We start from the raw sequence: 26,278 nt of genomic DNA, 5'->3' as shown, positions 1-26,278 counted from the left end.
CAAAATATGATATAAAACCCCGTCAAGCAAACAGGTGGTTTACACTGGCCTGTTATCTCACCCAACGGATACTCAAACTAAAAATAAGGAAAGAACATGCGTATTGCATTGGTTGCAGCCTTAGTACTGACCTCTGGCATTGCAACAGCCGATGAAGGGCAATGGCAACCTTATCAAATGCCTTCTATTGCAGACAAACTCAGCGCGCGTGGAATCGATATTCCCGCAGACAAGCTGGCCGATCTCACCAGTTATCCAATGAACGCCGTTGTCGGGCTGGGCTATTGTACCGCCAGTTTTGTCTCGCCCCAAGGGCTAGTTGTAACAAACCATCATTGTGCCTACAAGGCGATACAATATAACACTAAGAAAGAGCATAACTATCTCGAACAAGGCTTTTTAGCCAGCTCAATGGATAAAGAACCGTCGGCCGGTCCCAATGAGCGTTTATACATCACCGAAGCCGTGACCAATGTCACCGCTGAGATCACCAAAGACTTAAGCCAAGATCCACTAAAACGCTACGAAGAGATTGAAAATCACAGTAAAGCCTTAATCAAAAGCTGTGAAGCCGATGATAACTACCGCTGTAACGTTCGCAGCTTCCACAATGGCTTGGAATATTACCTCATCAAGCAATTGATGATCCGCGATGTGCGCCTAGTGTATGCACCACCTGAAAGTGTTGGTGGTTACGGTGGTGATATTGATAACTACGAGTATCCACGCCACTCGGGTGATTTTGCCTTCCTACGGGCTTATGTGGGTAAAGACGGAAAACCTGCGGCTTTCAGCGAAGATAACATTCCTTATACGCCCAAAAGCTATTTAAAAGTGAACGCCGATGGCGTGAAAGCCGGCGATGGCGTGTTTGTGGCAGGCTATCCTGGCACGACCAACCGTTACAATCTCACTAGCGAGCTTAAATTTGCCAGTGATTGGTTGTATCCAACTCAGGCAAAACGCTATCAATTACAGATTGATACTATCGAAGCCATGGGTCAGGAAGATGCCGACATCGCGATTAAATATGCGGGCAATATGGCGTCTATGGCGAACCGGATGAAAAAGCTCAACGGTCTGCTGGCTGGCTTTAAAGCCACAGATATCGTGGGCATTAAGCAGCAACGCGAAAATGACTTTCTGGCATGGTTAACCAAAAACCCAAACCTTAACCAGAATCTCATCAGCGAACTAGAAGTGTTACTGGCGGAGCAGCAACTGCAAACCCAAACCAATTATTACTTCACCAACGCCCAATCGAGCACACTGCTCACTGCGGCCAACAACCTCTACCGCTTAGCGAAAGAAAAGCAAAAGAGCGATGCCGAGCGTGAAATCGGTTACCAAGAGCGCGACTTAGCCATGTTCAGCTCGCGCTTAAAACGTATCGACTCTAGTTTTGATGTTAAAGTCGATAAAACCCTCTGGTTACAAGATTTAAATGCTTATCTATCGCAGCCAAACCGTGTTGCGGCCTTAGACAATATGCTGAATTTGGACGATAAAAACGTCAGTCTAGAGGCTAAACTTGATGGCCTGTATTCGCTGACCACTCTGACAGACCAAGCGCAACGTTTGGCCTGGATGGACGCCGATGCCAAGGCCTTCGAAACCAGCAGCGATCCGTTTATCCGCCTTGCAGTCGCGCTGTATGACACCAATATGGCGCAGGAAAAAGCAGAAAAAATCCTTGCAGGTAAATTGTCTACCGCTCGCCCAGCCTACATGGCAGCCGTTATCGACTACTACAAAGCCAACAACTGGCCAGTGTATCCCGATGCTAACGGTACGCTACGCATCAGCTACGGTATGGTCGATGGTTATCAATCCCGCGATGCGCTGTACAAACAGCCATTTACACGTCTTGATGGGATAGTAGCTAAGCACACTGGTGTTGAGCCCTATAATGCCCCGAAAAAATTGCTCGATGCGATTCACGAGCAACGTTTTGGCGATCACTTAGTGAAATCTGTCTACCAAGATCCCCGTGGCTGGATTTGCCGTCTGTTCTCTTGTTTGGACAAGCCAGAAGAATTCAACTCAGTACCAGTTAACTTCTTATCGAGCGTAGATACCACAGGTGGCAACTCAGGCTCACCCGTATTTAACGGCAAAGGGGAACTTGTAGGACTTAACTTCGACTCCACCTACGAAGCGATTACTAAGGATTGGTTCTTCAATCCCACCATCACCCGTGCCGTGCACGTGGATATTCGTTATATCCTATGGATGATGGATGAAGTTGACCATGCCGATAATCTGATTAAAGAACTGGATTTAGTAAGAAACTAATTATTATTAATCTGTCATGATTAATGATAATGGAATTAACTAATATGAACCGTTTAATTTAATCAATATAAATTAAGCATCTTTAAAAACCGTCCAAGAAATATTCCTTGGACGGTTTTTATTTTATGTAATTTATCAATTTGTGATCTACCGCATTATCAATTCACCAAAAACTCAATCAAAGCGTCTTAATTAGTATTATTTAAAGCAAGACTACACATGGACAATTTGTCCAACCTAAAAATAAAATCCAGTGATAAAAGCCACATTAACCAACAAATTTCAATCTAAGCCTTTAAAACATCACAAATAGTGGTAGGCAAACACAAAAAGAAAAATAACACACTGTATTTAAATAAAAAATATAAAAATCACCACTATAAAACTAACCAAGATTGTTATTTTTATTTCTCAAAAAAACTCAAAAAACGCAAATAAAACTATTAAAAACACCTGTTTTATCAAAAACCATAAAACTTGATCACCATCATGTTTTTCATAGGTTCAATTTCCTATCATCCAACCGCCTAAAATTTCACAAATTAAATGTAACCGTCAACATAAGCACTTAATAAACACATTAAATAACACTGAAAATATAATTCAGGTTGAAAATGAGGAACGCAAAATTCTATGACAGCGACAACTTATCAACCAGGAGAAATCCAAGGGCTGATCAAGATTAATGCATCCAAATGCAAAGGATGTGATGCTTGCAAACAGTTCTGCCCAACCCACGCCATTAATGGTGCCTCGGGTGCAGCGCACTCTATCGATGAAGATAAATGTTTAAGTTGCGGACAGTGTTTAATCAACTGCCCCTTTAGCGCCATTGAAGAAACCCACAGCGCCCTTGAAACCGTGATTAAAAAACTCGCCGATAAGAATACCACCGTCGTTGGCATTATCGCCCCTGCGGTACGGGTGGCGATTGGTGAAGAATTTGGCTTAGGCACGGGCGAACTGGTGACAGGTAAACTCTATGGCGCCATGAATCAGGCGGGCTTTAAGATTTTTGATTGTAACTTTGCCGCCGATCTCACCATTATGGAAGAAGGCAGTGAGTTTATTCATCGCCTCCATGCCAATGTGAAAGGTGAAGAAAATGCAGGTGCATTGCCGCAGTTCACCTCCTGCTGCCCGGGCTGGGTACGCTACCTCGAAACCCGCTACCCTGCACTTTTACCCAACCTGTCAACCGCCAAATCGCCCCAGCAAATGGCCGGAACGGTTGCCAAAACTTACGGCGCCAAGGTGTATCAAATGCAGCCGGAGAATATTTTCACCGTCTCTGTGATGCCTTGTACCTCGAAAAAACTCGAAGCCTCACGCCCCGAATTTAACTCTGCTTGGCAATATCATCAGGAACACGGGGCTAACACGCCTTCGTACCAAGATATTGATGCCGTGCTCACCACAAGGGAAATGGCACAGTTACTCAAACTGCTTGATATCAATCTCGCTAATACCGCGGAATATCAAGGTGATAGTTTGTTCTCGGAATACACCGGCGCGGGCACTATTTTTGGAACAACCGGCGGGGTGATGGAAGCGGCACTGCGTACCGCCCATAAAGTGCTGACTGGCGCTGAAATGGCTAAGTTGGAATTTGAACCCGTACGTGGACTAAAAGGGGTGAAATCGGCCTCAGTCAGCCTGTTTGATACCCAGCTTAAACAAAATGTGACCGTCAATGTCGCCGTAGTGCATGACATGGGCAACAACATCGAACCCGTGCTGCGCGATGTGATGGCAGGCACCTCTCCCTACCACTTTATTGAGGTGATGAACTGCGCAGGTGGTTGCGTTAACGGTGGAGGTCAACCTATTGAGGGTAAAGGCTCTTCTTGGTTAGGTAACATTTAACGGGAAACAAAAATGAACAAGAAAAAACACCTATTTGCCGAGGACAGTTTCTTTCTGTCACGCCGTAAATTTATGGCCGTTGGCGCCGCGTTTGTGGCTGCACTCGCGATCCCTATCGGCTGGTTTACCAGCAAGCTTGAGCGCCGGAATGAATACATTAAGGCCAGAAGCCAAGGGTTATATAAGGACGATAGCCTAGCGAAAAAACGTGTCAGCCACGCCAACCCAGCGGTTGAAAAGTACTACAAAGAGTTCGGTGGCGAGCCATTAGGACATATGTCCCACGAGCTGCTACACACCCACTTTGTCGATCGCACTAAATTAAGCTCTTGATTGGAGATGAGAAATGCATCAAGAACATGATATGAGACCCATTTTAAAACATCCGCTAAACGTCAGGATCTTCCACTACATCCTGCTGCTCAGCTTTTTGCCATTAGCCGCGACAGGTTTGTTATTGTTTTTTAAACCGCTTTCCCAAGAAGGTATGCAGCTAACCTATGATGTGCACATTATTGCAGGGATTGTTATGGCCCTCGATGCCGTGGCATTTACCATCATGGCATTCGATCGAGTGGTACTGTTTATCGCCCGTGTGTTTAGTTTCTCAGGGCGCGATGTGAAATGGTTTATGGTGTTAGGCGGCTACCCACAGAAATTCTTACTGGGTAAAAAAGTGCCTATTCCACCGATGAACAAATACAACTCAGGCCAAAAACTCTTTGGTGCCTGCGTACTGATTGGCGGCACAGTGCTTATCCTCTCAGGTCTAGTGCTATGGCTTATCCCCCACGCTGCGCCGCGGGATATAGTGTGGTTTTTAGGTCAGGCTCATTTAGTGTCAGGCTTAGTGTTAACCGCCTTTTTACCCGTGCATCTTTTCCTCGCGGTGTACCGCTTTGATGATTTCAAGGCCATGATGCTCCACGGTAATGTGCCTTACCATGATGCCGCTGAGTACACCCCTCTGTGGGTTAAAAATGAAATTGCCCCCGTCGCCACTAACGGTGAACAACTGACAAGCAAATAGCTAAGTCTCCAGCGGCAGTTGCTCACAACTGCCGCATTTTCGCATTCATACTCAAGGGCATAGATAACCATGAGCACACACGAGCATCATTCCATTACCGTCACTGACTATAATCCCAACGTCAGCTTTATCGACGATAAAGCGATTTGGCAGACCATTGAAGACGCCAGTAATCCAAGTCGCGAGCAAGTCCTCTCCATTCTCGACAAGGCGCGCCAGTGTGAAGGCTTAAGCATTAGCGAGACCGCCATTTTGCTGCAAAACCAAGATAAGGCCTTGGATGAAGCACTCTTTACCGTCGCCCGTGAGATTAAGAACACCATTTACGGCAATCGGATTGTGATGTTTGCGCCGCTGTATGTATCCAACCATTGCGCCAACAGTTGTAGTTATTGTGGCTTTAACGCCGATAACCATGAGCTCAAACGTAAAACCTTAAAACAGGATGAGATCCGCCAAGAGGTTACGATCCTTGAAGAAATGGGTCACAAACGGATCCTTGCCGTTTATGGCGAGCATCCACGCAATAATGTGCAGGCCATTGTTGAAAGTATTCAAACCATGTACAGCGTTAAGCAGGGCAAGGGCGGAGAAATTCGTCGTATCAACGTCAACTGCGCGCCAATGAGTGTGGAGGACTTTAAGCAACTTAAAACTGCGGCGATAGGCACTTATCAATGCTTTCAAGAAACCTATCATCAAGACACCTACAGCCAAGTCCATCTTAAAGGTAAAAAAACCGACTTTTTATACCGCCTCTACGCCATGCACAGGGCGATGGAAGCAGGAATTGACGATGTCGGTATCGGTGCGCTCTTTGGCCTGTATGATCATAGATTTGAGCTGCTCGCCATGCTCACCCATGTTCAGCAGCTCGAAAAAGATTGTGGCGTTGGCCCACATACCATCTCCTTTCCGCGGATTGAACCTGCCCATGGTTCGGCTATCAGTGAAAAACCGCCCTATGAGGTCGATGATGACTGCTTTAAGCGCATTGTTGCCATCACTCGCCTTGCCGTGCCTTATACCGGGCTGATTATGAGCACGCGGGAAAGTGCGGCGCTGCGCAAAGAACTGTTAGAACTCGGGGTTTCACAAATCAGCGCAGGCTCGCGTACCGCACCGGGTGGCTATCAAGACAGCAAACAAAATCAACATGATGCCGAGCAATTCAGCCTTGGTGATCAACGAGAGATGGACGATATTATTTATGAGCTAGTGACTGATTCAGATGCTATTCCCTCTTTCTGCACGGGTTGTTACCGCAAAGGACGAACTGGCGATCACTTTATGGGATTAGCCAAACAGCAGTTTATTGGCAAATTCTGCCAGCCCAATGCCTTGATCACCTTTAAGGAATATTTGAACGATTACGCCAGTGAAAAGACTCGCGAGGCTGGCAATGCGCTGATAGAACGAGAACTGGCTAAAATGAGCCCGTCACGGGCGCGCAATGTGCGCGGCTGCTTGCAAAAAACCGATGCGGGTGAACGGGATATCTATCTATAAATGGCATCTTATCTATTCTCAGATCTCGGCGTGCAGTTGCATTTCGGCCTTAACACTAGCGCCTTACTCAATGCGATAGAACGCGCTGATGAAATCGTGCTACACGCGGCCATTTACAGTAATTTTGCCGATAATGCCGTAGGGCAGTTGTTATTGCAGCGGCTACAAAACGCCAGCTTAAAGCAACTCACCCTGATTAAGCTTGAGCCCACTCGTCTATGGCGGGATGAGTTTGCCACCATCCTAAGGCCCGAGATGCCGCTGCAAGAGGTTGAGCAGCTGTATGATATTTCCCGCCACTGGTGCGCCGAGCTTAAAACGCAGTTTCCTGAGACAGTCAATTTAGTGTCGACCCCAGCGCTACCACTGCAACCTATATTGCTGATTGGCGATAGACTCTTTGTCGGCCACTACGCCCATAGCCATACCACTTCAGCTCAGGGGCTTTGGCTGGAGTTTGACATCCTTGCTTTAGGCCTTGCGCCAAACAGCTTAATCGATTGGTTTGATACAGGCATCCCCAGTGAGCAAAACTCCGCGGTAGAAGTGGCCCTAGGCCGTTATGTTGATGAATGCCGCCGCGCAGTGGGCGATCTTTGGTATCAGAGCTTGATTGAGCTAGATAAAGGGCGTAACTAATGATCACTCGCCCTAGCCCGCCAGCGCCAGTCACTCAGCCAACGTCCGTTAAACCGACCTTGCTTAAGCCCACAGCGTTTTCCTATGCCGAAATCCTTTCGCTACTTCAGGGGCAAGACGATGAATGGCTATTTAGTCGCGCCCAGCTCGCCACTAAATTGCAATTTAATCAACAGGTGTATTTACGCGGCATTGTCGAGTTTTCGAATCACTGTCGTAACCACTGCCATTACTGTGGTTTACGCACCGAAAATCGGCAGGTAACACGCTATCGACTCTCAAACGAAGAAATCCTTAACGCAGTGGATAGCATTGCCGAGCTGGGACTAGGTACTGTAGTGCTGCAATCGGGGGATGATTTTAGCTACAGTTGCAAGCGCATCAGTAGCCTTATCAGTGAAATTAAGCAGCGCCATAACCTAGCAATCACCCTCTCCCTCGGTGATCGCAAACATCATGAGTTGGAAAGCTGGCGAGAGGCGGGTGCCGATCGCTATTTACTCAAAATGGAAACCTTCGACCGCGCCCTCTTTGCTCGGTGTCGCCCTAAAGCCAATTTTGACGAGCGCATTGCAAGGCTCAATTATCTTAAGTCTCTGGGATATCAAACTGGCTCAGGGATTATTGTCGATTTACCGGGAATGACTGATGCGATTTTAGCGTGTGATATTCAGCATTTATCGGAGTTGCAGCTTGATATGCTGGCCTGCGGCCCCTTTATTGCCCATAACCAAACACCGTTTGCGACTTCCCCCAATGGCAGCGCCCTTAAGAGTCATAGGGTTAGCGCTATTTTGCGACTGATGAATCCGGGGGCGAATATTCCTGCCACCAGTTCCCTCGACGCCCTCGAAAAAGGCGCAAGGGAACTGGCACTCAAACGCGGATGTAATGTGCTTATGCCCTCCTTCACCCCAGCACAAGTCAGTGGCGATTACAGCATCTATCCTGGAAAAAACCAGCAAAAAAACCCAGCAGCAGAGCGACTTAACCAAGTCTGCCAGCAAATTCAACGCCACGGGCTAATCCCCTCCTTTAGCCGTGGTGATTCAAAAAGGACCCAATATGTGTCAAGGCATTAATCCACAAGAGCATAGCCAAACCCAATCGGCACCAAGAGGAATGCGCTACCATATCGCCTTGGTCGGTCGGCGTAATTCTGGGAAATCCTCCCTACTTAATATGATCGCAGGGCAACAGATCTCGATAGTATCCGATATTAAAGGCACAACCACAGATGCCGTGGCCAAGGCCTATGAGTTACAACCCTTAGGGCCAGTGACCTTTTACGATACCGCTGGCATAGACGATGAAGGGACATTAGGAATGATGCGAGTGAGCGCCACTCGCAGAGTGTTGTTTCGCTCCGATATGGCACTCTTAGTCGTTGATGAGCACGGGCTGTGCCCCTCAGACATGGCATTAATTGACGAAATACAGCAATTAGAAATGCCAATACTTGTGGTATTCAATAAGGCCGATATCTGCACCCCCAAAGCTGAGGATATTGCCTTTTGCCAGACTCAATCCTTACCCTTTATTGTGGTCTCAGCCGCAACAGGTCTTGCGGGTAAACAACTTAAGCAGTTGATGGTCGAATTAGCACCTGCGGAGTATAAGCAGGAGCCGCTCCTAGCTGGCGACCTCTATCAAGCAGGTGACGTTATTCTCTGTGTCGTCCCTATCGATATGGCCGCACCTAAGGGGCGTTTGATCCTGCCACAGGTGCAGATACTGCGTGAGGCGCTTGATCGCAGCGCCATCGCAATGGTCGTCAAAGAAACAGAACTAACGCAGGCATTATCAGTGGTTACGCCTAAGCTGGTGATTTCTGATGCTCAAGCGATTAAGCAAGTCGCCGCCACAGTGCCAGACGCAGTCCCTCTCACCACCTTCTCAACCTTATTTGCCCGATTTAAAGGCGATTTAGCCGTTCTCGCTGCGGGAGCTGATGCTTTAGATAAATTGCAAGATGGTAATAAAGTGCTCATCGCCGAAGCCTGTAGTCACAATGTGCAGGAGGACGATATTGGCCGAGTTAAACTTCCCCGCTGGATAAATAGCTACACCGGCAAACAACTCCAGTTTGTAGTTACATCTGGGCACGACTTTCCCGATAATTTAGAACAATATGCCCTCGTCATCCACTGCGGCGCTTGTATGTTTAACCGCAATGAAATGCTCCGTCGCATCCGTGAATGTCAACGGCGGCAGGTGCCTATCACTAACTATGGGGTGGCAATTTCTAAATTACAGGGCGTGCTACCGCGAGTACTTGCGCCTTTTAACAACAGTCCGCAGCAATAACATATTGAGCCTTAGTGCCAGGCTTAGCTGCGATGAAGTAGCTAAGCCTGTTTATCCTTGATGCTTGACAAACAACCACTTACACAACAATACGAACTAAATCGCGCCCATAAAAAAACACCGCCGAAGCGGTGTTTTTCATTTAAAGCAGTTGGTAATTAAGCTTCTGCAACGATAGAAACTTTAACAACAGCTTTAACTTCAGTGTGTAACTGAACTTCAACTTCGAAGTCGCCAGTAGTACGCAGAGCGCCTAATGGTAAACGAACTTCTGATTTAGCCAGTTCAACGCCAGCAGCAGTTACTGCATCAGCGATGTCACGGTTGCCAACTGAACCAAACAGTTTGCCTTCATCACCCGCTTTAGAAGCAATAACAACAGCTTCCAGAGCAGCGATTTTCTCAGCACGTTGGTTAGCAGCAGCCAGATCAGCAGCGATTTTAGCTTCTAATTCAGCGCGACGAGCTTCAAATACTTTAACGTTGCTTTCGTTAGCAACAACAGCTTTACCTTGTGGCAGCAGGTAGTTACGAGCGTAACCAGCTTTAACTGCAACTTGGTCACCCAGGTTACCCAGGTTAGCGATTTTATCAAGCAGAATAACGTTCATTATCAAATCCTCTATATTCGATTAGGAATACTGCAATTACTGATGTAAATCAGTGTATGGCAGTAGAGAAAGATAACGAGCACGCTTGATAGCGCGAGCTAGTTGACGCTGATATTTAGCACTAGTACCAGTGATACGGCTTGGAACGATTTTGCCGCTTTCAGTGATGTAGTTCTTTAAAGTAACGATATCTTTGTAATCAATTTCTGCAACACCTTCAGCGGTGAAACGGCAGAACTTGCGACGACGGAAATAACGTGCCATTTGACAGTCTCCTAAGTTTTCAATTCGACATTTTCGGCATGGATGACTAAGCGATTTTGGCCATTTCGCCCCTGTTGAAGCGTCATAAAACCTTGTACTTGTACTTCCACACCTGCTTTCAGATTATCTGCCACGCTTTCAAAACGTGGTCCACTCAATATCACTTGTATTTGAACGTAGACATTGCGGAGCATATCTGCTTCATAACGCTGCGATTTGTGTTCTAGCATGATCACACTATGTGCAATGCCTGCTGGGCTTTTAAAGCGTCTGGAACGGGTTATGGTTCCTGACAACACCAAGTTATTGGTGGTCACAGAAAAACTTACTCAGCGATTTCTTCAGCGTTAGCTTCATCATATGAGCGGTCGCCAGCTGGGCCACGACGTGAATCGCGCTCATCTTTAGCTTTCGCCATTGGAGATGCTTCAGTAACGGCAACTTTAGTACGCATTACCATGTTACGCAGAACTGCGTCGTTGAAACGGAAAGCAGTTTCTAGCTCTTCAATCGTCTCTGCTGGTGCTTCAACGTTCATCAGAACATAGTGAGCTTTATGCAGATCTTGGATTGGGTAAGCCAGTTGACGACGGCCCCAATCTTCTAAACGGTGGATTTTGCCGTTAGCTTCGGTGATAACACCGGTGTAACGCTCAATCATACCTGGTACTTGTTCACTTTGATCTGGGTGAACCATAAATACGATTTCGTAATGACGCATTTATTGCTCCTTACGGTTATGTAGCCTCGTTATTGGCTCAGTCAAACCAAATAGAGGCAAGGAACGAAAATAGTGACTGATTTGAGCGCGAGATAGTACAGAAAGCAGACGCGAAACTCAAGCAATAACTTTGCCTCAACACCCAATACAGGTATGATGACGCCTCACCCCTATTCGGATATCAGACACCGGCCACTCAAGAACCCATACTAATGTTACGAGCAATGCTAAAAGTTATCGCCCCTTTGAGTTTTTTTTGCCTATCTTTTCCTGCACTTGCGCTTGTTCCTCCCGATTATCAGGAGCCACCAAGTGATTTGACTGCAGAAGTCGAAGCCGGCTTACAATTGAACACAGGCAATACCGAATCGAGCAGTTTTAATGGTCGAACCCAACTGATTTACGATACTAAACAAACTAAGCAGGAAGCGACGCTAAAAGCGTATTTTGCTTCTGAAAAAAATCAAACCACCTCAGAAAAGTACGAACTCCAGCTTCAAAGCAACTATAAACTCAACAAAGGTTATATCTTCGGCCGTGGCGACTTCACTTGGGATCAGTTTGGTAGTTATACCCAAATCTCAACTCTTTCTTCGGGTTATGGTTTTAATGCCATCAGTACCTATAAGACCAAACTCAGTCTCGAAATCGGCCCAGGTTATCGATACAACTTGCCTGCCGAGTCAGTCGCAGAGCCAGACCCCGCTCCCGAAAAGGATGTGATCCTACGTACTGCGGCAAAGTTTTCTCAAAAATTACAGGAATACACCAGTATCAATGCCGATCTCACCGCCGAGGTGGGCGAAAATAACAATACCCTGACTCTCGATATGAACTACAAAAATTTAGTATTTCAGGATTGGGCCTTTAAAATCGGCATGAACATCAAGTTCACCGAAGTGGTTCCTGAGGGCAGCCAGCAGACGGATACCATCACCACCTTTAACTTGCTGTATACCTTTAGATAAACAAGCAATAAAACGATTTGGCTGGCACAACAATTCCCCACTCAGCCAAATCCCATTTCAGCACAATTTAGTGACCCACACATAAAAACGATAAATTAGTCGATAAATTCCAACATTTTGCAACACGGAATAAACACCGACTGCTGATATACTCTCCCTGGCAATCATACAAGGAGCAGTTAATGACAAACCCGCTACGTACTTTCGCCTCTTTATATAGCACGACGTTATTAACAGTGCTGGCTGGCGGTTTACTCACCACATATTTAGGCCTTAGGCTCTCGGTGATGCATGTTCCGCAGTTGTGGATAGGTAGCATGATGTCGGCCTACTATGTCGGCCTTGTCGCAGGATCTAAGATTGGCCACCGGCTAATCGCCCAAGTCGGACATATCCGTGCCTTTGTCGCTAGTGCTGGGATCGTTGCCGCCTCCGCACTGGGTCATGCACTCGTAGATGAGTTGGCGATTTGGATCCTGTTAAGGCTTATCGTTGGTATGGGAATGATGTGCCAATACATGGTGCTCGAAAGTTGGCTGAATGAACAGGCTGAAAGCAGCCAACGCGGCACTGTGTTTGCTAGCTACATGATAGTCTCGTACTTCGGTTTGATCTTGGGCCAAGGTGCCATCAGCCTCTATCCTGAACTCGGTCTAGAGCCGCTGTTACTGATCGCCATCTGCTTTGCCCTGTGTATTGTCCCGATTTCTTTAACGCGGCGTATTCACCCAGCACCACTGGTGCCCGCCCCCTTAAAAATTGCTCACTATTGGCGCAAAGCGCCGCAGGCACTAACGACAATTGCCATTGGCAGCATGATTGTCGGCTCCTTTTACGGTTTGGCGCCTGCTTATGCGAGCAACTTAGGTTTACCGCCCGAGAAGGTGGCCACCTATATGACAGCAACCATTCTCGCGGGCCTACTCGCCCAATGGCCAATGGGAAAATTATCTGACATTATGTCCCGCAGTCGCCTGATCCGCATCAACTGCGTACTGCTTGGGATCTTAGCATTAGCTATCGCCCTCACCCCCTATCATCCCACACTCTCACTGGTGATGACGTTTCTGTTCGGCATTCTTGGTTTTACCTTCTATCCCTTGGCAACCGCACTGGCTAACTCCCGTGTCGAGCAAAGTGAAAGGGTAGGACTATCGGCAACCATTTTGCTCACCTTTGGCATGGGCGCCAGCATCGGCCCATTAATCGCCTCGACTCTTATGCAATGGTTTGGCAACAGCATGCTCTATGGCTTTATGTCGGCCTGTACCTTAATCCTGTTTTTACGGCTACGTTATGTTCACTCACAGCAAAAAACCGAAACCAGTGTCACCCAAGACTACATCATGGCGACCGGTGACTTAGTCTCATCACCACTGGCTGCGGCGCTTGACCCGAGGGTGGATGTTGAATCGGTGCAGGAACACATGACACCAACACAGCAGGAAGATGAAGAAGATTTAGGTGCCGATGCCCTTGTTGAAGATTCAGATCATGATAACGAGCAACAGCTAACATTCGAGTTTGAATTTCACCCAGCGCCCAGCTTTATCCACGATGAGACAAACGAGGTGGACGAATCCAACCTCGATGCTATTAAAACCAATTAAGGGTTGATTTAGGCAATAAAAAAAGACGGGCTCGCCCGTCTTTTTTATTGATATATATCAATTAGCTACGGCGTTGACGCACGGCTTCGAATAGGCAAATACCCGTGGCGACCGACACGTTTAAGCTAGAGACGCTTCCCGACATCGGAATCGAAACTAAAGTATCGCAACACTCACGGCTTAGGCGGCGTAAACCTTTACCTTCGGCGCCCATCGCAATCGCTAATGGCCCTTTAAGATCGGCTTGATAAAGCTCGCAATCCGCTTCACCCGCCGTGCCGACAATCCACACGCCCTTTTCCTGCAGATGGCGCATAGTGCGGGCGAGGTTAGTCACTTGGAATAACGGCACGGTTTCAGCTGCGCCGCAAGCAACCTTACTAACCACAGCCGTTAAGCCAACGGAGTTATCCTTTGGCACAATAATGCCCTGCACGCCCGCCGCATCGGCGTTACGTAAGCAGGCACCTAGGTTATGCGGATCGGTAACGCCATCTAAAATCAATAAAAACGGTAAGTCGGTCTTTGCTAACAGCTCATCTAAGTCATGCTCACCAAGGATTTTAGCCGCTTTCACACGGGCAATAATACCTTGGTGCTGAGTACTTTCTGCTTTCTCGTCCAACACTTTGCGTGAAGTCACTTGAATGCTCGTGCCAAAGGCTTTCGCTTGACGGATCAGCGGGGTTAAACGCTCATCCTCACGGCCCTGCAACAGCCAAAGTTCAATAATGCGCTCAGGGCTGTGTTTTAACAGCGCTTCAACCGCGTGGATCCCAAAAATAATATCTTGTTTTTTCATTTACTTCTTTCTCGTGCTCCGCTTCGCGGCCTTTGGCTTTTTCGCCGTATCTTTTACACTTTTCTTAGGCTTAGTGCCCGCTTTAGACTTAGACTTACTCGCCGCTTTGTCTGAACCTGCTTTCGCTTTAACGCCAGTCGATTTAGCCGTTTTCGCCATTTTCGCGCCTTCGCGGTTTACCCGCTCACGGGCAGTCATGGGTTTTTCTCGACTAGGTGCCGCCTTGCGGCGACCGCCTTTACCACTGTCGCCAATCATGACTAAGTCAATCTGTCTATCATCCAAGTTTACCGCGGCCACTTTTACCGTAACGGGGTCACCCACTTGATAGATTTGACCTGTGTGCTCACCAATCAAACGCTGACGCATAGGATCGAACTGGTAATAATCGCTGCCCAGACTAGAAATATGCACTAAGCCATCGATAAATAAGTCATTTAAGCGAACGAATAAACCAAAGTTAGTGACAGAGGCAATCACGGCCTCGAAGGTGTCACCCACATGGTCCTGCATAAATTCACATTTAAGCCAGTCGCTTACATCACGTGTTGCCTCATCGGCGCGGCGTTCAGTCGTAGAACATTCTTCGCCTAATTTATCTAATTCATCGAGTTGATAGTGGTAGCCACCATCGGGAGTCCATTTCTCATTGGCTTCACCTTTTTCTTTCGCCAACAAATAGCGGATCACTCGGTGCAGCACTAAGTCAGGATAACGACGAATAGGCGAGGTAAAATGCGCGTATTCTTCCAGTGCCAAACCAAAATGGCCTTCGTTATCAGGCGTGTAGATTGCTTGGCGCATAGAGCGCAGCAACATCACTTGAATAAGTTCAGCATCGGGACGGTCGGCAATCTGCAACATTACATTTTGATAATCTGCAGGCGTTGGCTCAAGCCCACCGCCCATGCTCAAACCACGCTCAGCTAAAAACTCTTTAAAGTTTGCCAGTTTCTGCTCAGAGGGTGACTCATGCACGCGATAGAGGATTTCACCCTTATGCTTTTTCACAAACTTAGCAGCAGACACGTTCGCCAAAATCATACATTCTTCAATGATTTTATGAGCTTGATTACGCGCTCTTGGCACAATCTTATCGATCTTGCGCTGTTCGTTAAAAATAAACTGCGTTTCTATCGTCTCAAAGGCTATCGCACCGCGCTCTGCGCGCTGTTCATCAAGCGCTAAATAAAGCGACTGTAAGCATTGAAGATGTGGAAAGAGTGCTTCATGCTCAGGCGCAATCGGTCCGCCTTCGAGCATCGCAGCGACTTGTGTGTAGGTAAAGCGCGCGTGTGAATGCATCACCGCCGGATAAAACTTATAACCCGATAACTTACCACGGGCTGAAACCGTCATCTCTGCAACCATACACAGGCGGTCAACATGAGGATTGAGTGAACACAAGCCGTTAGAGATTTTCTCCGGCAACATTGGGATCACTTGCGATGGGAAGTACACCGAGTTACCACGGGCACGGGCTTCAGTATCTAAGGCCGAATCGGTGCGCACATAATAGCTTACATCGGCAATCGCCACCCACAGACGCCAGCCACCACTGGGTTTAGCTTCGGCATAAACAGCATCGTCAAAGTCGCGGGCATCTTCACCATCGATGGTCACTAAGGGTAGATCACGCAGATCGACACGACCCACTTTATCAGACTCAGTCACTTCATCGGGAATACGGCGCAGTTTCTTTTCAATGGCGGCCGACCACGTATGGGGAAGATCGTAATTGCGCAGGGCTATTTCGATTTCCATTCCCGGTGCCATTTGCTTGCCAAGCACTTCGGTCACTTTGCCTGCGGCTTTAACAAATCGACCGGGACGGCGGGTTAATTCTACCACCACCACATCGCCTTGACGGGCGCCATTGCGATCTTCACTAGCGATTAAAATTTCTTGGGTAATGCGCTTATCATCGGCAATCACAAATGCCATGCCACTGTCGACATGGAATCGACCAACAATCGCAGCACTACGGGGCTGGATCAAACGGACAATACGGGCTTCTCGACGACCTTTACGATCCATACCGGCTTTTTGTGCCAGCACTTTATCGCCATGGAAATACATCAGCATGTCGCGATTTGAGATAAATAAATCGTCGCCACCTTCGTCAGGTTTAAAGAAGCCGTAGCCTTCTCTGTGCCCAAGAACAATGCCGGAGATCAGATCCATTTTATCAGGTAAGCCGTAGCTTTGACCGCGGGTAAATACCAATTCACCGTCGCGCTCCATCGCCCGTAAACGGCGGCGCAGGGCTTCTAATTGCTCTTCATCATGGATCTGTAGTGCAGCAGCGATGCTGTCACGGGTAATAGGTGATTTTTGAGAACGTAAGTACTCGATAATATACTCACGACTTGGGATAGGGTTTTCGTACTTATCCTGTTCACGCTCGAAATGAGGGTCTTTGATCATTCAATATCCAATATTTCTGTCTCAATCTGTAGAGACAACTCAACGGGTTCGCAAGTGCTCTTGCTGGGCCCGCGCCACTGCACTGGCGGGCATTTTAGCGGCTAACACCTGCAGTAATGACAAGGCTTTTTTCTTAGTCGCCTCATCGGTAAATACATTGTTGTATAACCAGTTATAGGCCATTTCATAGTCTCTTGGACTACCATAACCTTCACCGTATAAACGGACCAGCATCATCCGCGCGGCTAAACTACCGCTCGCTGCCGCTGGCAATAAATAATTGACCGCACGGTCTTTATTACGAATAACAAACTTACCATTTTGATAATATTCGGCAAGTTTCACCATGGCCTCGGGGCTGCCCTGCTCAGCTGCATCACGCAATAACCCCATCCCTTTGACCGCATTGGCTTTTACACAGGTTCCGTGGTTGAGCATTTCTCCCCACAAAAACTGATACAGGGGCTGCTTTAAGACTTCTGCGCGCGCTTCGATGTCTTGCACTAACTGACAGTCATCTTGTTTGACTCTTGCCAAATACTTTTCACCGCGGATCATTTCAAGCAATTGATCTTGAGAATAAATATCCACCGCCTGTGTTTCAGCAAAGCACATTGAAGATACTAAGGGCAGCAGCGCAACTAATGCAGTACGTAGCATAACGACTCTCAATGACAATAAGGTGAATACTTGCATCGGCAGTATAACCTATTTCTTGAGCTCGAGCCGAATTTCTAACCACGAAAGCAAACAGGAAGGAACAGCAGAGGGTGAAAAGGCCGTGAAACACGGCCTCTACGATTTTAGTTAAACGGGCTAACTAAAATCATCGTCTCATTACGGTCTGGACCGGTAGAAATGATGTCGATCGGCGTTTCTAACAACTCTTCAATACGCTTGATGTAGTTGATAGCTGCTTGCGGTAACTGATCTAAAGAGGTCGCACCGAAAGTTGACTCGCTCCAGCCTGGCATAGTTTCATAAACAGGAGTGACCTGCTCATAACCTTCAGCTGCTAATGGCGTAACTTTGGAGATAGTGCCATCTGGATGTTGATAACCCACACAGATCTTCACTTCTTTCAGGCCATCAAGTACGTCTAACTTTGTTAAGCAGAAGCCGCTTACGCTGTTGATTTGTACTGCGCGGCGCATTGCCACTGCATCTAACCAACCTGGACGACGTTTACGACCAGTAGTCGCACCAAATTCATGACCTTTAGTCCCTAAATGATCACCTACTTCACATAAGAGTTCAGTTGGGAAAGGACCAGCTCCCACGCGAGTGGTGTATGCCTTCATGATACCTAAGACATAGTCTAAATGACGTGGACCAAAGCCGCTGCCTGTCGCCACACCACCTGCGGTCGTATTTGACGAAGTCACAAACGGATAAGTACCGTGGTCAATGTCTAACAGTGTACCTTGTGCGCCTTCGAACAGGATTGGCTCACCCGCTTTACGCGCGTTATCCAAAAGTTCAGTCACGTCAACACACATACTCTTCAGATAGTCAGCTAAGGCTAACGCATCGCTAAGTGTTTGCTCGTAATCTACGGCGTCAACTTTGTAGTACTCTGTCAGCATAAAGTTATGATATGCCATAACTTCTTTCAGCTTTTCAGCAAATAGTTCAGCATTGAACAGATCGCCCACACGCAGACCGCGACGAGAAATCTTATCTTCATACGCAGGACCAATACCACGACCCGTAGTACCAATAGCTTTGTTACCGCGCGCTTTTTCGCGAGCGATGTCTAAGGCACAGTGGAATGGTAGGATCAGCGGACATGCTTCAGAAATCAGCAGACGTTCCTCAACAGGAATGCCACGCTCTTTGAGCATGTTGATTTCTTTCATCAGTGCGTCGGGTGCAAGCACTACACCATTACCGATAATGCATTTAACATTGTCGCGTAGGATGCCTGATGGGATCAGATGAAGTACGGTTTTATCGCCATTGATCACTAAAGTGTGACCTGCGTTATGACCGCCCTGGTAGCGAACTACATATTTTGCCTGTTCTGTTAGAAGGTCGACAATCTTACCTTTTCCTTCGTCACCCCATTGAGTGCCGAGAACAACTACGTTTTTGCCCATTGTTTGCTGCAAGGTTGTGGTTAAAAAAGAATTCTAACAGATTTTAAACCGCAAGTGGTAAGGCATTTATGAAAAAATAATCAAAATGACCACACCAGCAGTGACTAATGAGCCACCGATGCGACGCAAAACTTGCTGATTTTGATTGGAAAGTTCATTTAAATATCGGCGCCATTTATTGGGGAATAACAATGGTCCCACACCTTCCAAAATCAACACCAGTGCCACGGCTAGCATAAATAACTGTAAGCTCATCTTCCTCTCTCTTAGCTTTTTCTACCCTAAAAATCGGTGATTAATACGAGGATAACCAATTTTAGGCAATAAAAAACCCAGCATAAGCTGGGTTTTTTGAGATTCCAAAACGTATTAACGCTTAGAGAATTGTGGCTTACGACGTGCTTTACGTAGACCCACTTTCTTACGCTCAACTTTACGAGCGTCACGGGTAACGAAACCAGCAGAACGTAATGATGGACGCAGAGCTTCATCTAATTGCATCAGGGCACGAGTGATACCGTGACGGATTGCACCTGCTTGGCCAGTGATACCACCGCCTTTAACAGTTACATAGATGTCCAGCTTGTCAGTCATTTCAACTAACTCTAATGGTTGACGAACAACCATACGAGCAGTTTCACGACCAAAGTATTGGTCCAAAGGACGTTGATTTACAACGATGTTGCCACTACCAGCTTTAGCGAATACGCGTGCTGTAGAGGTTTTGCGACGGCCAGTGCCGTAGTACTGAGTTGCAGCCATTTGCTTAATCCCGTTTAGATATCAAGAACTTGAGGTTGTTGTGCAGCGTGGTTATGTTCTGCGCCAGCGTAAACTTTCAGTTTACGGAACATGGCACGGCCCAGTGGACCTTTTGGTAACATACCCTTAACTGCTTTCTCGATGATCATTTCTGGCTTATGAGCTTGCAGCTTTTCAAAGCTGATTTGCTTAATGCCACCAGGGAAGCCTGAGTGCGAGTAGTACGTCTTGCCTTGCGCTTTGTTACCAGTAACAGTAACTTTCTCAGCGTTGATAACGATGATGTAATCACCAGTGTCAACGTGAGGAGTGTATTCAGGCTTGTGCTTACCGCGTAAACGCAGAGCGATTTCGGTAGCGATACGACCTAAAGTTTTGCCGTCTGCATCAACGACGAACCAGTCACGAGTTACAGTTTCTGGTGTAGCAGTAAAAGTCTTCATTATTACAAAAACCCAAAGTTAATTTTCTGTCTCACATGTTGCTTGCAATGACAAACAACACAAAATTGCCTTTCAGTACCCCTTCGAGTACTTAACTCGGCATACAACTTCCACCTAGTTTGGTGGAGTAACGTGGGCAGGTGGCGGATTATAGACAAACGTGAGTTAAAAATCACCTGATATTTTGACAAAAATCATAAAAATTCGATCGATGTGGCTCATTACTACGCTAAGGAATGAGCCACTGAAGATTTGTCGAGAAAAACCCCGCAAAGCACGCTCTGCAATAGTCTAAGACTTAGGGTAAATGCTCTGATTTTAAGTAATCGTGGGATTGCATTTCAATCAAACGGGAACGACAACGTCTGAATTCAAAACTCAATAAGCCGTCGGCATAAATGTCTTCTAACGGCACCTGCGCGGACACGATCAATTTAACGTTGCGCTCGTAAAACTCATCCACCATGGCCAAAAAGCGTCTGGCGATATCATCACCCGTTAAAAATGCGCCCATTTGCTCAATGCCACTCACCAGCACGGTATGATAAATCCGCGCCAGTTCCATATAATCCCGCTGACTACGGGGGCCATCACATAAGGCTCTAAAATCAGCAAGCAACACACCTTGCGCCTGTTGGCGAATGGATATTTCACGGCCTTCGATTTCAATCGCGTCAGTTGAAACCTCGGCCTCAGGCGCTAACTGACGGAAATAACGCAGCAAGTTAGTATCGGCCTGCTCATCAAGTGGATAGTGGTAAATTTCCGCCTGCTCTAACGTCCGTAGACGGTAGTCGATCCCCGAATCCACATTTAATACTTCACAATGCTGATTGATCAGCGCGATCGCAGGAAGAAATCGCGCCCGTTGCAACCCATTTTTATATAAGTCGTCAGGGATGATATTTGAAGTCGCCACTAATACCACGCCTTCTTTAAAGAGCGCTTGGAATAAGGTGCCAAGCAACATGGCGTCGGTGATATCTGACACGAAAAACTCATCAAAACAAATGACTTTATATTTTGCCGCCATTTGTTTGGCAATCACTAATAATGGATCGCGCGTACCTTTAAGGGTGTCTAAATCTAAATGCAGTTGATGCATAAAACGATGAAAGTGCGCCCTTAACTTTTGATTGCCAGGTAATGCATCAAAGAAGGTGTCCATCAAATAGGTTTTACCGCGGCCTACGCCTCCCCAAAGATAAAGCCCTTTTGTAGGCGCGGGTGCCGACTTTAAGCCAAAAGAGGTCAATAGCTTACCAAATACAGAATTAGGCTCTTCGGCTGCGGTGAGATCCTCATAAACGCGTTGCAGCGCCTTTACCGCCATTTCCTGCGCCGGATCATGGGAAAAACCATCACGAGTAAGATCTTTTTGATAATGCTGCCAAGGGCTTAACTGGGGCACGTTATTATTCTCTTTTGTCCTTTGGAAAAACTGCGTCGATATTAACACGGCCAAGATGACGCAGCATATATTTATACCCTATCAACTTGGATCTGTAGTGAGCTTGCGGAAGGGCCCAGCACAACGGCTTAATATGATAAAACTGATGAGGAAGAACTATGCTGTTAGCTGATTAAACTCAATGATTGGAAGTTATTAGGACTTGAAAAATACCTTAAAAGCCCACAGGTTTCACTTCAGTTACAGTCAATAAAATGTTGATAAAATAACCGTTAAGAAATTAACCTTTGTTAATATTGATGAACTTTTTCAATGAGGTGCGTGTCCGAAAGGTTACCTAGGCAAATAGCCGGTACCGATACAGATTTGATCTGGTGCGGACACAAACTGACGACGCATTACATCCAGATCCTTGATCCCTTATTTGGAGTTATGAATAGATGAAAACGAAATTATCTGTACTTTCAGCCGCAATGTTAGCCGCAACCCTGACAATGATGCCTGCGGTTTCACAGGCCGCTATTCCCCAATCTGTTGAGGGACAACCCATTCCCAGCCTTGCCCCTATGCTAGAGCGCACGACGCCCGCAGTGGTTTCTGTCGCGGTTTCCGGCACCCATGTTTCTAAACAACGCGTTCCGGATGTGTTCCGCTATTTCTTCGGCCCGAATGCACCGCAGGAACAAGTACAAGAGCGTCCATTTAGAGGCTTAGGCTCTGGCGTTATTATCGATGCGGATAAGGGCTATATTGTCACCAACAACCATGTGATCGACGGTGCCGATGATATCCAAGTCGGCTTACATGATGGCCGTGAAGTTAAAGCCAAACTGATTGGTACCGATTCAGAGTCCGACATTGCTTTGCTGCAAATTGAAGCAAAAAATCTGGTCGCAATTAAAACCTCCGACTCAGATGAGCTGCGTGTTGGTGACTTTGCCGTGGCTATTGGTAACCCCTTCGGTCTAGGACAAACCGTGACCTCAGGGATTGTCAGTGCCCTAGGCCGTAGTGGTTTAGGCATTGAAATGCTTGAAAACTTTATCCAAACCGACGCAGCTATCAACAGTGGTAACTCGGGCGGCGCGCTGGTTAACCTTAAAGGTGAACTGATCGGTATTAACACGGCTATCGTCGCACCAAACGGTGGTAACGTCGGTATCGGTTTTGCGATTCCCGCAAACATGGTGAAAAACCTCGTGGCTCAAATTGCCGAACACGGTGAAGTTCGCCGTGGCGTATTGGGGATTTCTGGCCGTGATTTAGATAGCCAACTTGCCCAAGGCTTTGGGTTAGACACTCAGCACGGTGGCTTTGTGAATGAAGTCACTGCGGGCAGTGCTGCCGAAAAAGCAGGTATTAAAGCGGGCGATATTATCGTTAGCGTGGATGGACGAGCAATTAAGTCGTTCCAAGAGCTGCGAGCTAAAGTGGCAACCATGGGCGCAGGCGCCAAGGTCGAACTGGGCCTTATCCGTGATGGCGATAAGAAGACCGTGAGTGTCACCTTAGGCGAAGCTAGCCAAACTACTGAAAAAGCGGCTGGTGCTGTACATCCTATGTTGCAAGGAGCCTCATTAGAAAATGCCTCTAAAGGGGTTGAAATTACCGATGTCGCGCAAGGCTCGCCTGCGGCAATGAGCGGTCTGCAAAAAGGCGATTTGATTGTCGGTATCAATCGTTCTGCGGTGAAAGATCTCAAATCACTCAAGGAACAGCTCAAAGATCAAGAAGGCGCTGTAGCCCTGAAGATCCTGCGTGGTAAGAGCTTATTGTACCTAGTGCTGCGTTAATCGATACGCCGGTCTGATTTATATCCCATTATCAGATGCGGATCAGCATAGGGAACGCGCGTTCCCTATGCTTTAACTTGTTAAACATGTTAATCTAACTCACCTTTTTCAATATTTAGCCTGCCATGACAATAAAAGAAACCCTGTTATATCTCGGTAAAGCCGTGCTTTTCGGCCTTATCATGGCGGCCATGTTTTTATTGGTGACTAACTTCTTCGATAATAAGAGTCTTGGCAATTCACTTCTGCAAAACCGCGGTAATAATACAGTTGAACTGTCCTTTGCTAAGGCAGTGCGCCGCGCAGCACCTGCCGTAGTCAATATTTACAGCTTAAGTATCGATCAGAGCCGTCCATTGAATTCTGGCTCACTCCAAGGTTTAGGATCTGGGGTGATCATGAGTAAAGAAGGCTATATTCTCACGAATTATCATGTCATTAAAAAAGCCGATGAAATTGTAGTCGCCCTACAAGATGGCCGCAAATTCACCTCGGAAGTCGTAGGTTTTGATCCCGAAACCGATCTTTCAGTGCTTAAGATCGAAGGCGATAATCTTCCTACTGTACCAGTCAATCTCGACAGCCCACCACAGGTTGGTGATGTGGTATTAGCCATTGGTAACCCTTATAACCTCGGCCAAACTATTACCCAAGGCATTATCAGCGCCACGGGTCGTAACGGCTTGAGTTCGGGTTATTTAGACTTTTTACAGACAGATGCCGCGATTAACGCCGGTAACTCCGGTGGTGCATTAATTGATACTAACGGTAGCCTGATTGGTATCAACACCGCCGCCTTCCAAGTGGGCGGCGAAGGTGGCGGCCACGGCATTAACTTCGCGATCCCGATTAAACTGGCCCACAGCATTATGGGTAAGCTAATTAAAAATGGTCGTGTGATCCGTGGTGCCTTAGGGATCTCTGGCGAACCGATTAACCCAGTTGTGGCACAAATCCTCAACCTGCCCGATTTACGTGGGGTATTAGTTACTGGTGTCGATCCTAATGGTCCAGCGGCACGAGCGCAGCTACAACCAAGGGATGTAATCATCAAATACGGCGACGAAGATGTGCCTGGGGTCGAAATGCTGATGGATAGAATTGCCGAGACCACACCCGGCAAGAAAATCATGATGACGGTTATTCGCCAAGGTAAACAGCAGGAACTACCCGTTATTATCGATGAAAAAGTCGTCGTCGATAATTAAGCTCTGTAACTAACTTTGTTAATCTCAGAATGAGGCATGTAAAACCTCATTCTGAGTCATCGTCCAAATCACCTATTACCTACCCTCAAATGCAGAGCTAAATATAGCACTGCCATTTCTAACGGACTTTTGCCCCTTTGTGTGTTTAAGCTCATTAGCTCAAACGAAAATTCCCACATCTGCTGCCATACAAATTCTTATCTATTTGGCTATGTTTGGCCTTACCAGAAATCGACTAACAATGTATGGGTATACAGTCGTATTTAAATTTAGATACTTTGGTGTGATTTTAAGACAATATCAGTGCGCATTAATTCCATTCTCAGCGAATAAAACTCTATAAAATCAAATGATTATAATAAATTAATTTTAGTTAATAGGTTTGAAAAACGCTCATGCGCGTTTTGCCAGATAGTGTATTTGGCAGAAAGCTGATAACTTCTTTGCATACAGATAGTTAACAGTGCGCGTTTTTACTGGTCCAACGGGGTAAACCCGCATGCGCACGAATAAAATGTTAAGTTTCAAGAGGTAACTATGGACGATAGGTTTAAATCTTGGGTTGCAATGGCTAGCCATTTCATTGGTGAGCACTTCGATCATTGCAAACCTTTTCTAGATAAAGATTTTCAAAACATGCATCCCATGGTTAGGTTTGTAAGTACCCAGTTGTACTTATCTTGTCACTTTAGCTCAGAGAGTTCACTTATTTTGTTACAGCATGGTCAAGAGTGGGATGCTGAAATTATTAACCGTACAATAATTGAAGGTGTTACCAAGTACATCTACATGCTGAATGGCTCTGAAGAGGAAGTGCTAACGAAAGTTAATGAGTATTGGGAGATTCTTCCCAGTTACTCTGCTATTAAACGAAGTGATCGTGCGAGCTCTTTGTTAGCAGAAGTCGACCCACAAGATATGCATAATTGGCTTTCAATTCAAGAGCTAACATTAGAACCAGAACAAGTGGACATTATTCGAGGTGATACAAATAAGCAGCAACGAAAACAGCTAGAACAAAAGTGGTCGTTTAGCCACATCATACAAGAGTTTAGCAAGTCTAATGATACGAGGCTTAATCCTTTGATTCATTTAGGCTATAACTACGGGATGAGTAGTCATCTTATCCATAAAGATGGTGACGGTGTAGCTATGGTGTGGGAGCGATGTGTACGTACGACAGAAGAACAAGCATGGGTTAAAGCTGCGCATATAGCTCGATCTATTTCTGATCTCTGCACTTTTGCTGAAATGCGTTCGCTATTTCTATTTCAGTTTTGTGGTGAACATCCAGATTTTTCCAACACCTTAAGACAAAACTATGAGCCACTGTTTGCAAGTTTAAAAGACGCACTGCAAGAATTTAATGTCAACGAATATGAAACTTAATCGGGTAGCCGGAGGTATTTAGCCTCCAGCCCCCACACCACCCTGCATGCGGCTCCGCACAGGGCGGTTCATTTAGAACGCCTAACCTGTTTTCTGGTTCGGATAGTGAACCGCGATCCATCCA

Annotated in this window: 25 protein-coding genes; 13 read left to right on the top strand and 12 right to left on the bottom strand. The window is 46.6% G+C overall.

Annotation, left to right across the window (positions count from 1 at the left end; genetic code table 11):
* The first annotated feature begins 96 nt into the window (after positions 1-96).
* The 8 genes from AEA42_RS10585 to hydF all read left to right on the top strand — a co-directional run bounded on the left by AEA42_RS10585 (position 97) and on the right by hydF (position 9,646).
* Positions 97-2,295 (top strand): S46 family peptidase, encoded by a 2,199-nt coding sequence (locus tag AEA42_RS10585; protein WP_055647695.1) that lies wholly within the window; start codon positions 97-99, stop codon positions 2,293-2,295.
* Between the two features lie 633 nt (positions 2,296-2,928).
* A complete protein-coding gene (gene hydA, locus AEA42_RS10580) occupies positions 2,929-4,161 on the top strand; it encodes an iron hydrogenase large subunit HydA (protein ID WP_055647694.1) in 1,233 nt (410 codons plus the stop codon).
* Positions 4,162-4,173: 12 nt separating this feature from the next.
* Complete coding sequence (gene hydB, locus AEA42_RS10575; RefSeq protein WP_023268564.1) at positions 4,174-4,494, top strand: iron hydrogenase small subunit HydB; 321 nt, start codon at positions 4,174-4,176, stop codon at positions 4,492-4,494.
* Positions 4,495-4,507: 13 nt separating this feature from the next.
* Complete coding sequence (locus AEA42_RS10570; RefSeq protein ID WP_055647693.1) at positions 4,508-5,191, top strand: cytochrome b/b6 domain-containing protein; 684 nt, start codon at positions 4,508-4,510, stop codon at positions 5,189-5,191.
* Positions 5,192-5,260: 69 nt separating this feature from the next.
* A complete protein-coding gene (hydG, locus tag AEA42_RS10565; RefSeq protein ID WP_055647692.1) occupies positions 5,261-6,700 on the top strand; it encodes a [FeFe] hydrogenase H-cluster radical SAM maturase HydG in 1,440 nt (479 codons plus the stop codon).
* Positions 6,701-7,339 carry a hypothetical protein gene (locus AEA42_RS10560; protein WP_055647691.1) on the top strand — a complete coding sequence of 213 codons (639 nt, stop codon included), beginning with the start codon at positions 6,701-6,703 and terminating at the stop codon, positions 7,337-7,339.
* Positions 7,339-8,421, top strand: coding sequence for a [FeFe] hydrogenase H-cluster radical SAM maturase HydE (gene hydE / locus AEA42_RS10555; protein ID WP_082389637.1), 1,083 nt, complete (start codon positions 7,339-7,341; stop codon positions 8,419-8,421). Before AEA42_RS10560 ends, hydE begins: the two co-directional genes overlap by 1 nt.
* The gene (gene hydF / locus AEA42_RS10550; RefSeq protein WP_055647690.1) at positions 8,405-9,646 is read left to right on the top strand and encodes a [FeFe] hydrogenase H-cluster maturation GTPase HydF; all 1,242 of its coding nucleotides are present in this window, start codon (positions 8,405-8,407) and stop codon (positions 9,644-9,646) included. Before hydE ends, hydF begins: the two co-directional genes overlap by 17 nt.
* A gap of 158 nt (positions 9,647-9,804) precedes the next feature.
* Here hydF and rplI read toward each other — a convergent pair whose 3' ends face one another.
* Genes rplI through rpsF form a run of 4 tightly spaced genes read right to left on the bottom strand, consistent with a single transcriptional unit; the run spans position 9,805 to position 11,242 of the window.
* Complete coding sequence (gene rplI, locus AEA42_RS10545) at positions 9,805-10,257, bottom strand: 50S ribosomal protein L9 (RefSeq protein WP_037422085.1); 453 nt, start codon at positions 10,255-10,257, stop codon at positions 9,805-9,807.
* Positions 10,258-10,293: 36 nt separating this feature from the next.
* The gene (gene rpsR / locus AEA42_RS10540; protein WP_006083042.1) at positions 10,294-10,521 is read right to left on the bottom strand and encodes a 30S ribosomal protein S18; all 228 of its coding nucleotides are present in this window, start codon (positions 10,519-10,521) and stop codon (positions 10,294-10,296) included.
* A gap of 11 nt (positions 10,522-10,532) precedes the next feature.
* Entirely contained in the window at positions 10,533-10,838 is a 306-nt protein-coding gene (gene priB, locus AEA42_RS10535; RefSeq protein WP_011073673.1) for a primosomal replication protein N, read from the bottom strand.
* An 8-nt stretch (positions 10,839-10,846) separates the two neighbouring features.
* Positions 10,847-11,242 carry a 30S ribosomal protein S6 gene (rpsF, locus tag AEA42_RS10530; RefSeq protein WP_011623998.1) on the bottom strand — a complete coding sequence of 132 codons (396 nt, stop codon included), beginning with the start codon at positions 11,240-11,242 and terminating at the stop codon, positions 10,847-10,849.
* 224 nt (positions 11,243-11,466) lie between these two features.
* Between rpsF and AEA42_RS10525 the strand changes: the two genes are divergently transcribed.
* Together AEA42_RS10525 and AEA42_RS10520 are read left to right on the top strand one after the other, a co-directional pair.
* A complete protein-coding gene (locus tag AEA42_RS10525; protein WP_055647689.1) occupies positions 11,467-12,210 on the top strand; it encodes a DUF481 domain-containing protein in 744 nt (247 codons plus the stop codon).
* 182 nt (positions 12,211-12,392) lie between these two features.
* Entirely contained in the window at positions 12,393-13,820 is a 1,428-nt protein-coding gene (locus AEA42_RS10520; RefSeq protein ID WP_037422082.1) for an MFS transporter, read from the top strand.
* A 61-nt stretch (positions 13,821-13,881) separates the two neighbouring features.
* On the opposite strand, the gene rlmB is transcribed toward AEA42_RS10520, so the two are convergent.
* From rlmB to zapE, 8 genes are all read right to left on the bottom strand, one after another.
* Positions 13,882-14,622: a 23S rRNA (guanosine(2251)-2'-O)-methyltransferase RlmB gene (gene rlmB, locus AEA42_RS10515; RefSeq protein WP_037427160.1), complete on the bottom strand. Its 741-nt coding sequence runs from the start codon at positions 14,620-14,622 to the stop codon at positions 13,882-13,884.
* Complete coding sequence (gene rnr / locus AEA42_RS10510) at positions 14,623-17,049, bottom strand: ribonuclease R (protein WP_055647688.1); 2,427 nt, start codon at positions 17,047-17,049, stop codon at positions 14,623-14,625.
* A gap of 39 nt (positions 17,050-17,088) precedes the next feature.
* Positions 17,089-17,745, bottom strand: coding sequence for a flagellar protein MotX (gene motX, locus AEA42_RS10505; RefSeq protein ID WP_082389636.1), 657 nt, complete (start codon positions 17,743-17,745; stop codon positions 17,089-17,091).
* Positions 17,746-17,852: 107 nt separating this feature from the next.
* The gene (locus AEA42_RS10500) at positions 17,853-19,148 is read right to left on the bottom strand and encodes an adenylosuccinate synthase (RefSeq protein ID WP_055647687.1); all 1,296 of its coding nucleotides are present in this window, start codon (positions 19,146-19,148) and stop codon (positions 17,853-17,855) included.
* Positions 19,149-19,214: 66 nt separating this feature from the next.
* Entirely contained in the window at positions 19,215-19,403 is a 189-nt protein-coding gene (locus tag AEA42_RS10495) for a DUF2065 domain-containing protein (protein ID WP_047533524.1), read from the bottom strand.
* 114 nt (positions 19,404-19,517) lie between these two features.
* Positions 19,518-19,910, bottom strand: coding sequence for a 30S ribosomal protein S9 (gene rpsI, locus AEA42_RS10490; RefSeq protein ID WP_006083052.1), 393 nt, complete (start codon positions 19,908-19,910; stop codon positions 19,518-19,520).
* Between the two features lie 14 nt (positions 19,911-19,924).
* The gene (gene rplM / locus AEA42_RS10485) at positions 19,925-20,353 is read right to left on the bottom strand and encodes a 50S ribosomal protein L13 (protein ID WP_011073682.1); all 429 of its coding nucleotides are present in this window, start codon (positions 20,351-20,353) and stop codon (positions 19,925-19,927) included.
* A 298-nt stretch (positions 20,354-20,651) separates the two neighbouring features.
* Complete coding sequence (gene zapE / locus AEA42_RS10480; RefSeq protein ID WP_055647686.1) at positions 20,652-21,764, bottom strand: cell division protein ZapE; 1,113 nt, start codon at positions 21,762-21,764, stop codon at positions 20,652-20,654.
* A 440-nt stretch (positions 21,765-22,204) separates the two neighbouring features.
* Here zapE and degQ point away from each other — a divergent pair, with 440 nt between their 5' ends.
* The 3 genes from degQ to AEA42_RS10465 all read left to right on the top strand — a co-directional run bounded on the left by degQ (position 22,205) and on the right by AEA42_RS10465 (position 26,154).
* On the top strand, positions 22,205-23,557 hold the full coding sequence (gene degQ, locus AEA42_RS10475; protein WP_037422060.1) for a Do family serine endopeptidase DegQ: 1,353 nt from the start codon (positions 22,205-22,207) through the stop codon (positions 23,555-23,557).
* 125 nt (positions 23,558-23,682) lie between these two features.
* Positions 23,683-24,765 carry an outer membrane-stress sensor serine endopeptidase DegS gene (degS, locus tag AEA42_RS10470; RefSeq protein ID WP_055647685.1) on the top strand — a complete coding sequence of 361 codons (1,083 nt, stop codon included), beginning with the start codon at positions 23,683-23,685 and terminating at the stop codon, positions 24,763-24,765.
* Between the two features lie 537 nt (positions 24,766-25,302).
* Positions 25,303-26,154, top strand: a complete 852-nt coding sequence (locus AEA42_RS10465; RefSeq protein WP_055647684.1) for a DUF5677 domain-containing protein — start codon at positions 25,303-25,305, stop codon at positions 26,152-26,154.
* Positions 26,155-26,278: the final 124 nt, after the last annotated feature.

The organism is Shewanella sp. Sh95 (genome assembly GCF_001308045.1).
GTDB classification, from domain to species: domain Bacteria; phylum Pseudomonadota; class Gammaproteobacteria; order Enterobacterales; family Shewanellaceae; genus Shewanella; species Shewanella xiamenensis.
This window is presented reverse-complemented; position numbering and strand designations above follow the sequence as displayed.

Coding starts and splice junctions, on each gene's coding strand:
- AEA42_RS10585 (WP_055647695.1), top strand. CDS start 97: ATGCGTATTGCATTGGTTGCAGCCTTAGTACTGACCTCTGGCATTGCA.
- hydA (WP_055647694.1), top strand. CDS start 2,929: ATGACAGCGACAACTTATCAACCAGGAGAAATCCAAGGGCTGATCAAG.
- hydB (WP_023268564.1), top strand. CDS start 4,174: ATGAACAAGAAAAAACACCTATTTGCCGAGGACAGTTTCTTTCTGTCA.
- AEA42_RS10570 (WP_055647693.1), top strand. CDS start 4,508: ATGCATCAAGAACATGATATGAGACCCATTTTAAAACATCCGCTAAAC.
- hydG (WP_055647692.1), top strand. CDS start 5,261: ATGAGCACACACGAGCATCATTCCATTACCGTCACTGACTATAATCCC.
- AEA42_RS10560 (WP_055647691.1), top strand. CDS start 6,701: ATGGCATCTTATCTATTCTCAGATCTCGGCGTGCAGTTGCATTTCGGC.
- hydE (WP_082389637.1), top strand. CDS start 7,339: ATGATCACTCGCCCTAGCCCGCCAGCGCCAGTCACTCAGCCAACGTCC.
- hydF (WP_055647690.1), top strand. CDS start 8,405: ATGTGTCAAGGCATTAATCCACAAGAGCATAGCCAAACCCAATCGGCA.
- rplI (WP_037422085.1), bottom strand. CDS start 10,257: ATGAACGTTATTCTGCTTGATAAAATCGCTAACCTGGGTAACCTGGGT.
- rpsR (WP_006083042.1), bottom strand. CDS start 10,521: ATGGCACGTTATTTCCGTCGTCGCAAGTTCTGCCGTTTCACCGCTGAA.
- rpsF (WP_011623998.1), bottom strand. CDS start 11,242: ATGCGTCATTACGAAATCGTATTTATGGTTCACCCAGATCAAAGTGAA.
- AEA42_RS10525 (WP_055647689.1), top strand. CDS start 11,467: ATGCTAAAAGTTATCGCCCCTTTGAGTTTTTTTTGCCTATCTTTTCCT.
- AEA42_RS10520 (WP_037422082.1), top strand. CDS start 12,393: ATGACAAACCCGCTACGTACTTTCGCCTCTTTATATAGCACGACGTTA.
- rlmB (WP_037427160.1), bottom strand. CDS start 14,622: ATGAAAAAACAAGATATTATTTTTGGGATCCACGCGGTTGAAGCGCTG.
- rnr (WP_055647688.1), bottom strand. CDS start 17,049: ATGATCAAAGACCCTCATTTCGAGCGTGAACAGGATAAGTACGAAAAC.
- motX (WP_082389636.1), bottom strand. CDS start 17,745: ATGCAAGTATTCACCTTATTGTCATTGAGAGTCGTTATGCTACGTACT.
- AEA42_RS10500 (WP_055647687.1), bottom strand. CDS start 19,148: ATGGGCAAAAACGTAGTTGTTCTCGGCACTCAATGGGGTGACGAAGGA.
- AEA42_RS10495 (WP_047533524.1), bottom strand. CDS start 19,403: ATGAGCTTACAGTTATTTATGCTAGCCGTGGCACTGGTGTTGATTTTG.
- rpsI (WP_006083052.1), bottom strand. CDS start 19,910: ATGGCTGCAACTCAGTACTACGGCACTGGCCGTCGCAAAACCTCTACA.
- rplM (WP_011073682.1), bottom strand. CDS start 20,353: ATGAAGACTTTTACTGCTACACCAGAAACTGTAACTCGTGACTGGTTC.
- degQ (WP_037422060.1), top strand. CDS start 22,205: ATGAAAACGAAATTATCTGTACTTTCAGCCGCAATGTTAGCCGCAACC.
- degS (WP_055647685.1), top strand. CDS start 23,683: ATGACAATAAAAGAAACCCTGTTATATCTCGGTAAAGCCGTGCTTTTC.
- AEA42_RS10465 (WP_055647684.1), top strand. CDS start 25,303: ATGGACGATAGGTTTAAATCTTGGGTTGCAATGGCTAGCCATTTCATT.